Genomic DNA, 11,901 nt, shown 5'->3' on the forward strand with positions numbered 1-11,901 from the left:
ATGACTTCAAACAACAACTGGAGGTTGGCCCGATTTGCCTTTGTCTATTTTAACTCCCAGGCGTCTATCTTCCTTATTCCAGAGCTGGTATCCACGTCAAGCTATCAAGGAATTGCGGGCATCGTGTTCGGTTCCCTCCTGGGCTTAATCATTTTGTTCTATGTGGTCTATGTCGGCAAGCTTCAGCCGGCTTCCTCCTGGGTCACCTTCGGAAACCGAATCATGGGTAAAGGGATACATGGAGCCTTCGTTGTTATGCTGCTTGCATGGACGGTGTACTACGCCTCCTACGATATCCAAAGCTTCGTCTTGTTTTTCGGGACCAATTACTTGAAAGGAACCCCGCCCTGGTTCATCCAGCTCATCATCAGCCTCGTGATCCTCTACGTCATCCGGTTGGGGGCAAGAACGCTTGTCTACATGTCGGATGGCCTTTTTTTGCTGATCTTTGCAACCACGCTGCTGATCACCTATTTTTATGCTGAAAACGCCAGTGTGCAGATGCTCCCGGCTTTTTTTCATTACTTTGACCAGCCTACTTTTTTCAGCAACACAATGGCTACGTTTTCGGTCGTGAGCGAGTGGGTGGTCTTCCTGTTTCTTGCTCCGGAATTTACATTCGGCAAAGGGACGTTCGCCAAGCTGGCGGTTGCATCGGTTGGAAATTCCTTAGTCTTGTTGTCAGGCTGGATGTTTACGCTGCTTAATTTCAGCCCACATTATGCCAAGCAGATCCAATATCCATTCCTCGAAATTATCCGAGGTAAAATAGACGATGGCCTGTTGGAAAACTCCGCCCCATTTATGATCGGGGTATGGACGGCTTCGATGCTGATCCATTGCTCCTTTTTGATATATGCCGGAACCAAGTGCATGTCCTATTTTACGAAAGGAAAAGGAGAGGGAATCATCGTCCCTTCGCTGACGCTCGTTTCGGCGGGGATTGCGTTTTATTACGCCTACCACTTGTCTGTCTACCAGAAACACTATTTTTCCTTTATTACGGTGCTGGTGTGGATTTTTATAGAGCTGATTCCACTGTATTATGGGATCGTGGCCATGTTAAGATTACGGTCAAAAAAATGGTGGAGTGAGCAGACCTGAATGTGGACGGCTCCATTTTAAAAAAGGAGTGAAATACGATGAGCATCATTGTCATTTATGGGGGTACGCGTCCAGAAGGGAATACGGAGCTGCTGACCGAGCGGGTCGTCCGGGGATTTGCCGGCGTGGACCGGATTGTGCTGAAAGAGTATACCGTTCAACCGATTGAGGATCTTCGACATACCGAGCAGGGGTTTCAGGACGTGGACGACGATTATAACGGGCTGATTGACCGCGTGCTGGCCGCGGATACTGTGATTTTTGCCACGCCGGTGTATTGGTACGGCATGTCGGGCCATATGAAAAACTTTATCGATCGCTGGTCCCAAACGCTCAGGGACGATCAGCGCCCGCATTTCCGGGAATCGATGAAGTCCAAAACCGCTTATGTGATTGCGGCCGGTGGCGACGATCCACAGCTGAAAGGACTGCCGCTGATTCAGCAGTTTCAGTATATCTTTGGCTTCTTCGGAACGAAGTTTGGGGGCTATATCCTGGGCGAGGGGAATCGGCCGGGAGCGGTTATCCATGATACCGCGTCGATCAAGCTGGCAGATGAGCTCCGGGACCGTCTGATCCGGCAGGTGCAAGAATAAGCCATATTTTTCAATTTGCATAGCTTGTGGTATATCTTGCCGTATGCTAAGACAACAATAAATAAGGAGCAGCCGGCCCAGGCTACTCCCTAGCACAAACATCTTGAGTGGGATTTCCCTCCAGGATCAAGCTTGACCTTGAAAATAACCCACTTAGGTGCCGACCTTAAGAGTGGGTTATTTTCGTTTATCGATGTAAGTGAGTAACGCTACCAGGAAAATCCCGAAGGTTAGTACTTCACCAAACGAAATGTTCATTCGCATCATCTGAGCTAACGTAACGATTAACCTGCGAATAAAAGATCTAGAAAAGGCCCATTTAAGGGGGCTTTTTTTATGCTTACCCATCAAAACAAATACACACATTTCATGCATCATGATAGTGAGTTCTTCAAGCTGTATAGGCCCTCAGTTGCCCCAGTCACCAATTTTCTGGCGGTTCCATGCTGCCTCAACCGTTTGGATATTGACAGCTTAGTACACCCGTACTAAAATGATTAGTACAGTCGTACGATTCCTCGGAATCTACAAAGCAGGTGATTTCCAATAGGGGGCAGAGGAGTCCATGGAACAATCAAAGAGAAGGCAGCAGATCGTGGAGGTCGCGATCCATACGATTGCCGAGCTTGGTTACGCCCAGGCCTCGGTGGGACAAATTGTCAAGCGTGCCAGTGTAAGCAAGGGCGTGTTCACCTACCACTTCGCCAGCAAGGATGAGTTAATGGAGCAAATCGTCCATGAGGTCTTTGATGCCGGAGCACGCTTCATGTCTCCACGAGTCGAGGGACAAACAACACCAGGCGGGATGCTGAAGGCCTATATCGAGTCGAACCTGGAATTTATGGGCGGGCACCGTGATTATATTGTAGCTTTAACAGAAGTTGTTACGAATGCGCGCACGGCGGACGGAAAGCTTCGGTTCGGAGGAGCCGCCGATGATTTGATTCTGGAGCCTCTTATCGAAATATTGCGATGGGGGCAGGAGACCGGGGAGTTCAAGCCGTTTACCGAACGCTCCGCTCGTGTTACTGCAGCGGCCATCCGCAGCGCCATTGACGGCGTCGCAAGCCAGCTGCTCGTCAATCCCGGCCTGGACCTTTCGGGATACGCGGCGGAACTTGCCGACCTGTTTCTATCGGCCGTCCACCGTCCCTCTCATCCAGCGGATTCGTCTACGGAAGGAGGAGAGCAGCCATGAAACGGATCGATCCGAGGGCGGTGAAAGCGCGAAGAATGGAAGGGTGGATCGCCAGCGCGATCAGTGTCGTGCTGATTATCGCGCTTCTATGGCTGACAATGGCTTACAGCTGGCCCGTCTGGATTGCGGGATGGAGTGCGGCCGCCGTCCTGCTGTTTATCGTGCTTGAGCTGGCGGTGCTGCCCGGTTTGCTGTACCGGTTCTGGCGATATGAGATTACGGAAAAGAACGTAGAGCTGAATCACGGCGTCTGGGTGCGCAGGAAAACGTTGATCCCGATGGTGCGTATTCAGCATGTGGATTCCAAGCAAGGGCCGATCCAGAAGATCTATGGACTGTCCACCGTCACGTTCTCCACCGCAGCCGGGAGCCATCGCATTCCTGCATTGTCAGAGCACGAAGCTGATGAGATTCGCAAGCAGATTTCGGATTGGGCAGGGGGGACGGACAGTGAACTCTAATCCAGGACCCTTGCCGGCCAACCGGCGGCTGCATCCCGTATCCATTCTGTACTTTCTGATTCATTCCGGGAAGGAATTGGCGGGCCTGCTGCCTTTGATTCCATTCTGTATTTTTCTGATCCATCGCGTATTTGGAAAAGAGATCGACCGCATCGTGCTGACCGTTTGCGTGATTGCGGCGGCTGCGGTCATGCTGATCGTGTTCGCTTGGCTGCGCTGGCGCCGTTTTGTGTACCGGGTGGAGGACGGCGTCCTTTATATGGAACACGGGCTGTGGGTCCGCCGAAAACTATGGATCACCAATGAACGCATTCAGTCTCTGAATATCACAGTCAGCCTGTATGATCGAATGTTTGGGCTCGTTCGCCTGGAAATGGAGACGTCCGGGGGGGAAGAAGAGCCGGAGGCCGTGCTCAGTTCGATTTCTGCCGCGGAAGCCGCCCGGATTCAGCGAGAGATCGGCATGGCAGACCCGGAGAAAGCGGCGTCCGAAACGTCCGGCGATTCCCTCGTTCACGCTGAACAGCCGAGCGCTACTCACACAAACAGCATGCGGCTGTCACTGGGCCAAACGCTGATTCTAAGCACAACGAGCGGCAAATTCTCGATCCTCTGGATGGTGATTGTAGGGGGAGGCTTGAAGCTGTGGGATGAATGGGTGAGGGATACGCCGGTATGGGATCAGCTGTCCCCGCGGCTGATGGTCCTCGGAATCCCGGGACTCGTCGTCATCCTTGCGATCCTTTCCTGGCTGCTCGCGTTTGCAGGCGCATTCTTACTGGAGTACGGCTTTCGGGTTGAGGCCGAGGGCCGTACGTTAACCATCGAGCGGGGCTTATTGGAAAAGAAAAGAACCGTCATCAAGCCGCACCGGATTCAGGCGATCCGCATCACCCAGAACCCGCTGCACAAGCTGCTTCGCCGGGCTTCGGTTCGAATGGTCATCGCAGGCAGCTCGGATGAGGAGAAAAAGGCCGTCGATTTGTTTCCGCTTGTCCGTTATGACGAGCTTCCTCTGCGGATGGCAGCGTTTCTGCCCGGATTCCGCCTACCGCAGACCTGGAACCCGGTCAGCCGTAAATCTTACCGTTCTTACACCGTGCTGCCTGTTCTCATCTGTATCATCCTGGCGGCAGCCGCCTGGTTGCTCGCGCCCGGCTTTTGGCGGTGGCTTGCATGGGTTCTTCCCCTCTTTGCCTGGGCAGCGTCATCATTGGAATACCGGAGGGCGGCCTGGAGCCGGGAGGAGAACCAGCTTCACATCCGCTATGGGAGCTTTTCCGAGAAAACCGTGCTGATCCCGATCTCCAAGGTACAGTGGCACAAAACCTCGCAGACTCCATTCCAGGCGGGAAAAGAGCTGGCCACGCTGAAAGTGGCAGTAGCGTCCGGTAAATCCGGAGACAAAGTTTCGCTGCGGCATGCCCTAGCCTCCGATGTCGACATGCTCACCGATTGGCTTTCCGGAAAACAGTAGCTGATGGCCTTTCCACCTCGAAGCGTGTGGGAGGGCTTTTATTTGCTATCGAACCGAAGGTTGGCGCAATTAGGGAAAAACGCCATAAGAAAAACGTCTATCGACGTACTTTCAAAGAAGACAGACCGCGTTTAGCTGAAGTTTTTCTTGCGATTATAGAATGGTTCAGCTTCGCTGAATTTTATAAATTCTATAATCTTCAAAAATAGGCGCCCGCCGGGAGAGAGCCTCTTGAAAAAAAACCGCAAAAGCGTTAAGTTACTGAGTAATATAAAAACGTCCGTTTAAAAAGAGGGTTAGCGGAGTGAGGAGAGAACAAGAGATGAAAGATACCGGTAAGGAAACGCAGGCCCAGCCTTCAGCTGGCGCCGAAGGAGTCACTGTCGTGAACGCTGAAAGAGAAAGCGCGGCAGACAAGCCCCGCACCGTCAGCATGGAAGATATCGTCCGGGCACACCACGTGCTGCGGGAGGTTATCGTACGGACGCCGCTGCAGCGGGACCCGGTCCTGTCGGCGAGATACGAATGCAACGTGTTTTTGAAAAGGGAGGATCTGCAGGTCGTGCGTTCCTTCAAGATCCGCGGTGCCTACAATATGATCCGCAGCCTGTCGCCGGAGGAGATGGCGAAGGGCATCGTGTGCGCGAGTGCAGGCAACCATGCGCAGGGTGTGGCCTTTTCCTGCCATGCGCTGAATATTCACGGGAAAATCTACATGCCGAGCACGACCCCGAACCAGAAGGTGAAGCAGGTCAAGCGCTTTGGCGGCAGCAACGTGGAAGTCATTCTGACCGGAGACACGTTCGACGACGCCTACGCAGAGGCGATCAAGGCCTGCGACCGCGAGGGCATGACGTTTATCCATCCGTTTGACGAGCCTAAGATCATTGCAGGAAACGGCACGATTGCGATGGAAGTGATGGAAAGCCTGGATTCGGCTGCAGACCATGTGTTTGTCACCATCGGCGGCGGCGGACTGGCGGCAGGCGTGGCGACGTACATCAAGACGGTCAGCCCGGCGACCAAAGTGATCGGCGTCGAGCCGGAAGGCGCAGCATCGATGAGCGAGGCGCTGGCTCAGCAGGGCGTTGTCACCTTGGACGAGATCGACAAGTTCGTCGACGGAGCAGCCGTGAAAAGGGTGGGCGACACCCCGTACGACATCTGCTCGCGCCTGCTGGACGACGTCGTCAAAGTGCCGGAAGGCAAAGCCTGCACGGCCATCCTGGAGCTGTACAATGAAAATGCAATCGTCGTTGAGCCCGCAGGCTCACTGCCGGTGGCGGCGCTGGACCTGTACCGGGATGAAATCCGCGGCAAGACGGTCGTCTGCATCATCAGCGGCGGTAATAACGACATCGACCGGATGCAAGAGATCAAGGAGCGCTCGCTCATGTACGAAGGCATCAAGCACTATTTTATGATCAATTTCCCGCAGCGCTCCGGCGCGCTCCGCGAATTTCTGGAGGACGTGCTCGGGCCGGGAGACGACATCACCAACTTTGAGTATACGAAAAAGCACAACAAAGAGAACGGACCGGCGCTCGTCGGCATCGAGCTGAACAGCCGCGAGGATTATGAGCCGCTCATCGAGCGCATGAACCGGAAAGGTCTCAAATATACGGAGCTGAACAAGGATTCCAGCCTGTATAACATGCTGATTTAATAGAGCGGCCGATCGCCGGCGGCGGATGCTGATATTCTCGCCCCTTGGTGCACCGTGCCAACGTGGGAGTAATCCGCTTCCGCTAGCTGGAACTACAAAAAGGGAGACCCTGCAACCATCGCAGCGGTCTCCCTTTTCTATTTTTAAATATGACAAAGGATCAGCTTCGGAGAATGTACGTCGATAGACGATTTTTTATCCGGTTGATGATTCAGCCGATAAAAGTTTCGTCTGATGAACGAACGGCATTATTTCAGCGCGGAATTGATGTAGTTCCGGACTTCCGGCGTCAGGGTGTCTTTGTTTTTGTTCACGACGTCAAGGAACCCCTTAATGCGTTTCAGGTAGCCGCTCGTGGCCGGGTTTCCTTTGCTGACGGCAGCTTCCAGCGCGGCTTTGGCCTCTGGATCGATTTTCTTGCTGACATAGTCGAACATCGGCGTGTTGTTGAGGCCGTTCATGCTGATGGACAGATACAGCTGGTACAGCGCTTTGACCTGGGTTACCCGGTTGGATTTCGGATACGACTTCACGAAAGCTTCCTGGGTCTGGGCACGCTTGATGACTTCCTGCCAGCTGATCGACAGCGCCGCGTCGTTGGCGAAGCGGTTTTTCGTCTCTGCCGTCATGATATCGATATAGCTCTTGATATCGTTGGTCACGTAAGGGCGAACCTTCTGGAAGCGCGGGTAGTCCAGCACCAGGTAGAACATACCTTCAGCCGTTTCGAGACGATAGCCGCTATCGCGGGCGCCTTTGAAGAGGGCTTTCAGGTTTTTGTCGCTCGTCTTATTGATCAGAGAAGTCAGGTCGTCGCCTTGCTTCATCAGCTTCAGGAGGCTGCGCTGTACATTGTCTTTGTAAAATTTCTGGTTCCACGCTTCCAAATTGGCGTTTTCGGCATTCTCCATCTTGAGGGCCATCAGCATCGCTTGATATGGTGTTACTTGATACATGTTTTTCTCCATGTAGGCCAGTGCTTCCGCCTGCTTCGCCGGTTTCTTCAGCAGTTCCATCATGTGGTTGTAAATGGCGTTAGCGTGCTTCGTTTTGGCCGAGACGGCGGCAGAAACTGCCGATTTGGTTGCGGCAGGCTGCGCGGTGGCTGCATGAACCGCTCCGGCTCCGGTTTGCAGGGTAAGGGCAATCATAAGGGCAGCGGCTGTTGCCGCGGTAACTGTTTTTTTCATAGGTGTGTTCAACCTCCTGTTTGGTATATGAACATATTACCCGAAGGTTGTTTCGCTTTGATCTCAACTTGTTTCCGACTTGTAAACTTTTAGCGATTGATTTTGGTGACAGGGGAATTTCACTCTATTCCATAGAACTAATATCAGGGATTCGTATTTTTCTCACTTGTTTTGAGTCTTTTGATACTCCATTAATCTACATACAACATATAACCTTTATGATGGATTTGATTTGCCGGCAGCAAGCACCGTAAAAATAACGTTAGGGAGCGATTGGCTTGAACCCTGAACCACAACAAACCTTAGAAGCTACTAATGCAAAATCAGGCTCACTCTGGGAGGTGCTTCGCGTCTCCACCAAATTAGGCCTGACCTCCTTTGGCGGTCCGATTGCCCACCTGGGTTACTTCCATGACGAATACGTTCGGCGTAGGAAGTGGATGGACGAAAAAGCCTATGCGGATCTTGTGGCCCTCTGCCAGTTCTTGCCCGGTCCGGCAAGCAGCCAGGTCGGAATCGGAATTGGCATCCTCCGGGCGGGCCTGTGGGGCGGTGTGATGGCCTGGCTGGGCTTTACGCTGCCTTCCGTGATCGTGTTGGTTCTGTTCGCCTTATTGCTTCAAGGCTTCGATATCGCAAATGCAGGCTGGATTCATGGGTTTAAAATCGTGGCTGTCGCTATTGTAGCCCAGGCTGTGCTGGGCATGGGCCAAAAGCTGACCCCGGACCGATCCCGGGTCACGATCGCCGTTGGCGCTGCTGCGCTTGTGTTACTATGGCCGACAGCCTATACTCAAGTGCTGATCATTGCCGCCGCGGGTATAATCGGGCTGTGGATGTACAAGAAGCGTTCGGATCCTGGCAGCCAAAGTCTGCGGATGCCGGTGGGCAAACCTTTCGCGATCGGCTGTCTTGTTTTGTTTTTCGGCCTGCTCGCTGCGCTGCCGCTCCTAAGACAAATGTTTGACATCCAATGGCTGGCCCTGTTCGACAGCTTCTACCGCTCGGGGTCATTGGTGTTCGGCGGCGGACATGTTGTACTGCCTTTGCTGGAGCGCGAGGTGGTGCCGACGGGGTGGGTGAGTCCGGAGGATTTCCTTGCCGGTTATGGGGCGGCGCAGGCTGTTCCCGGGCCGCTGTTTACTTTTGCAGGATACCTCGGGGCGATGTCCGGCGGCATAACTGGTGCAATTGTTGCGACAGTGGCGATCTTCCTGCCTGCTTTTCTGCTGGTTGCCGGAGCGCTGCCGTTCTGGAACGGCCTTCGAAACAGCCCAAGGGTGCAAGGTGCGCTAATTGGGATAAACGCAGCTGTGGTCGGCATCTTGTTAGCGGCATTCTATGTTCCGATCTGGACGACGGCTGTTACGGCACCGGTTGATTTTGCCTTGGCTCTATTGTTATTTATCCTGCTTGTCTTCTGGAAGCTCCCGCCTTGGGTTGTCGTTCTTGCTGGCGCGTTAGCCGGAATGATTATCGGATGGATATGAGTGGATCTTAGAGGCTGTCGTATATATAGCCAAAAACGAAAAATCCCCTTCGAGCAAGCGCAGCGCTGCCATTCAGCACATGCCTGCTTAAAGGGGATTTTCGCTATGTTCGGACTATCCGCAAATATGGGGCCAAGGCGCTTTGTCCAGCCAACCTCGTTTGCCGAATCAGCCTCTTCTTAGAAAGATAAACCGCAGCCCGGCCAGCCCAATCAATCCGATCACCAGGCTTACCCATGGGTTGACAGTGAAGACTGGCAGCATGGTCCGCATCGAGAACCCGATGATCATGACGATGATCAGGATGATTAAGTACACTCCGATCGCCTTTAAATCGATCTTGGGCTTGGCGGAGCCCTCATCGCTTCCTGGTTTATTCAGGGTCTTGGTGACAAGCTCGGTCAGCAGAATCGAGCCTACGGCCAACACGATCAGCGCCAGCAGGCTGATCCGATTGATCGGTTCCCCTGCATAACCGCTCCATTCGGCGATCAGTCCGAACACCGCCTCGACCAAAAACAGAAATGTGAACGCCGCCCAAGGAATCATGATGTAATAGGCGGCTCCCTCGATGGCTTTACGCTTCGGCAGCGCATCCGCGATGCTGCGGGCACAGGCCGCCGGATCTTCGCCATACAGCTGGGATGCCGTGCGGCCGGCTTCCTGGGCCTTCAGCACGTCCGAAGCCACTTCGAGCAGCTTCTTCTCGGCCTGCTGCCGATCGGCCCGGGTGCTGCGCACCGCGATGATGACATCCTCCACGTAATCCCGGTTCGCCGGTGTCATGCGTTCGCGCAGCCGGTTATTTTCTTGAATCATTTGCTTGATCGTCATTCTGTACGCTCCTCCATATACCACAAGTATAGGAACAGCCCCGGCCGTTTGCAAGGCAGCCTTCAAGGGATACCGCCCCTCTATTCCTTGAAAAAGAGCATTTCATAGTGCACCGCCACATAGATGATGGCGATAATGACGCAGACAATCAGGACGATCGACAGCGGTTTTTCCTGGGCAAACGTCATGACATGGTCCCACATGGATGATCCATCCCCTCGCAAAAATGATAAGTAGACCTAGTTTCTGCCGAACGTCTGTTTTCCATGCAGGCAAGGGGGATATGAGGCGCAGCAATGGTCTTCAGCGGCCCCGCATCCCAGCAGTTGTACTCCCGTCACCTCAATTTTGTGAACATTTAAATATCCCCGAATAATCCGCCCGGCTGCGCGTGACAATAGGTCAATATGCATCAAATTTTTAATCTGACCAGGGGGTGACCTTGTCGTGAGCGACAACTTTAAGCAGAAGTATGTGTGGGACAGCAAGAGCAGAGGATGGATCGTGGAAATGGCCGCGCTGGGGTCACTGAACGGGTCCGAAGCAGCGGCCGAACAGGCACGGACAAAGGGAGAAGAAGGCGGTCAGCTGTCTGTATCCGGGCAGCAGGCAGGGCAAGCGAATCGCATCAGCGATCACGAGCTTCGGGGCGTTGGCCCGGTCGATGTCGGCAACGGCATGCGGGGCGTAGGTCCGGCAGCCGAAGATAACGGGATCGGACCTCGGGCAGGGGGCGCATTCACGAGCGAAATAGCCGAGGAGCCGATCGAAGCTTACGGCTGGCTTAATGAGCCCGAGTCCAAGGAGGAGCGCGGCAGCTGGCATCCGCAGAACGTGCTGGAAGTAAGTCCGGAGAACAGCCTGCTGACCGATTGGGAAGGCCGGGAGGAAACCCATTCGATGTTCCGCCGCAGTTACGAATAGAGGCATAAGCCGCTTTTTCAATTGACACTCTCCACCCCGTGGTGATAAGATAAATTCCGATATCACATTAAACTTATCGGAATTATCAATATATAAATTTTACGGGGACGGAGGAGTTATGATGGAGCGGAATATTACGATCCGGCACGAACAGGAGGAGCTGGCTGCGAGCCTGCATTATCCGGTGAAACAGGAAGGCAAGGAAGGCCGGTCCAAGGACCGCGTCCCGCTGGTGATCATCTGCCACGGGTTCGTCGGGAGCCGGATCGGCGTGGACCGGCTGTTCGTGAAGAGCGCGCGCGAGCTGGCGCGGGAAGGATACATGGTGCTGCGCTTTGACTATGCCGGATGCGGCGAGAGCAGTGGGAGCTACGGGATGGAAGGGCTGGAGTCGATGATCGCCCAGACCCGGACGGTGCTCGATTACGGCATGAGCTGCGTGGATGTCGATCCGACGCGCGTCACCTTGATCGGGCACAGCCTGGGAGGCGTGGTGGCCATCCTGACGGCTGTCCGCGACCGCCGCGTGAAGAGCCTGGTGCTGTGGTCGTCGGTCGGATATCCGCTCAGCGATATTTTGAAAATCACCGGCAGAGACGTGTACGACACCGCGGTGAAATCCGGATACTCGGATTACCTTGGCTATGACTTCACCCCGGGATTCTTCGACTCGCTCGGCCAGTATCAGCCGCTGCAGGAAGCGGTAAAGTTCGGCGGCGACGTGCTCATCATCCATGGAACGTCGGACGACACCATCCCGGTGGACTATGCATTCCTGTATCAAAAGGTGTTCTGGATGCGCAACGAGGGGCGCTGCGACAAGGAGATTATTTTCCAGGCGGACCATACGTATTCCTCGGGACCTCACCGCAGACAGGTGATCCATTGCACGAAGGAGTGGCTGAACGACCAGGAAGCCGTTCAACAGGAATGGCAGCACTGGATGATCTAGAACGTTACG

The 11,901-nt window shown here is 54.0% G+C and carries 12 protein-coding genes; 9 read left to right on the top strand and 3 right to left on the bottom strand.

Translation table 11 applies throughout. The features are described from left to right. From IAE55_RS11570 to ilvA, 6 genes are all read left to right on the top strand, one after another. Positions 1-1,104 (top strand): GerAB/ArcD/ProY family transporter, encoded by a 1,104-nt coding sequence (locus IAE55_RS11570; protein ID WP_105442480.1) that lies wholly within the window; start codon positions 1-3, stop codon positions 1,102-1,104. A gap of 38 nt (positions 1,105-1,142) precedes the next feature. After that, entirely contained in the window at positions 1,143-1,700 is a 558-nt protein-coding gene (locus tag IAE55_RS11575; protein ID WP_200632225.1) for a flavodoxin family protein, read from the top strand. A gap of 565 nt (positions 1,701-2,265) precedes the next feature. Beyond that, a complete protein-coding gene (locus IAE55_RS11580) occupies positions 2,266-2,898 on the top strand; it encodes a TetR/AcrR family transcriptional regulator (protein ID WP_200632227.1) in 633 nt (210 codons plus the stop codon). Next, positions 2,895-3,359 (top strand): PH domain-containing protein, encoded by a 465-nt coding sequence (locus tag IAE55_RS11585; protein WP_200632229.1) that lies wholly within the window; start codon positions 2,895-2,897, stop codon positions 3,357-3,359. The genes IAE55_RS11580 and IAE55_RS11585 overlap by 4 nt, the downstream gene beginning before the upstream one ends. After that, positions 3,349-4,836, top strand: a complete 1,488-nt coding sequence (locus IAE55_RS11590; protein WP_200632231.1) for a PH domain-containing protein — start codon at positions 3,349-3,351, stop codon at positions 4,834-4,836. The genes IAE55_RS11585 and IAE55_RS11590 overlap by 11 nt, the downstream gene beginning before the upstream one ends. Before the next feature lie 433 nt (positions 4,837-5,269). Continuing rightward, positions 5,270-6,502, top strand: coding sequence for a threonine ammonia-lyase IlvA (gene ilvA, locus IAE55_RS11595; RefSeq protein ID WP_234489521.1), 1,233 nt, complete (start codon positions 5,270-5,272; stop codon positions 6,500-6,502). A gap of 248 nt (positions 6,503-6,750) precedes the next feature. On the opposite strand, the gene IAE55_RS11600 is transcribed toward ilvA, so the two are convergent. Then, the gene (locus tag IAE55_RS11600; protein ID WP_200632236.1) at positions 6,751-7,692 is read right to left on the bottom strand and encodes a hypothetical protein; all 942 of its coding nucleotides are present in this window, start codon (positions 7,690-7,692) and stop codon (positions 6,751-6,753) included. Between the two features lie 278 nt (positions 7,693-7,970). Between IAE55_RS11600 and IAE55_RS11605 the strand changes: the two genes are divergently transcribed. Beyond that, complete coding sequence (locus IAE55_RS11605; protein ID WP_200632238.1) at positions 7,971-9,182, top strand: chromate transporter; 1,212 nt, start codon at positions 7,971-7,973, stop codon at positions 9,180-9,182. Between the two features lie 168 nt (positions 9,183-9,350). Here IAE55_RS11605 and IAE55_RS11610 read toward each other — a convergent pair whose 3' ends face one another. Then, positions 9,351-10,016 (bottom strand): DUF1129 family protein, encoded by a 666-nt coding sequence (locus IAE55_RS11610; RefSeq protein WP_200632239.1) that lies wholly within the window; start codon positions 10,014-10,016, stop codon positions 9,351-9,353. Between the two features lie 80 nt (positions 10,017-10,096). Beyond that, positions 10,097-10,219 carry a hypothetical protein gene (locus IAE55_RS34115; RefSeq protein WP_256992987.1) on the bottom strand — a complete coding sequence of 41 codons (123 nt, stop codon included), beginning with the start codon at positions 10,217-10,219 and terminating at the stop codon, positions 10,097-10,099. 244 nt (positions 10,220-10,463) lie between these two features. Here IAE55_RS34115 and IAE55_RS11615 point away from each other — a divergent pair, with 244 nt between their 5' ends. Continuing rightward, the gene (locus tag IAE55_RS11615; protein WP_200632240.1) at positions 10,464-10,940 is read left to right on the top strand and encodes a hypothetical protein; all 477 of its coding nucleotides are present in this window, start codon (positions 10,464-10,466) and stop codon (positions 10,938-10,940) included. 121 nt (positions 10,941-11,061) lie between these two features. Then, a complete protein-coding gene (locus tag IAE55_RS11620; protein ID WP_200632914.1) occupies positions 11,062-11,892 on the top strand; it encodes an alpha/beta hydrolase in 831 nt (276 codons plus the stop codon). Positions 11,893-11,901: the final 9 nt, after the last annotated feature.

Origin of the sequence: Paenibacillus sp. S28, from assembly GCF_016624415.1 — a bacterium.
GTDB lineage: Bacteria > Bacillota > Bacilli > Paenibacillales > Paenibacillaceae > Paenibacillus_AQ > Paenibacillus_AQ favisporus.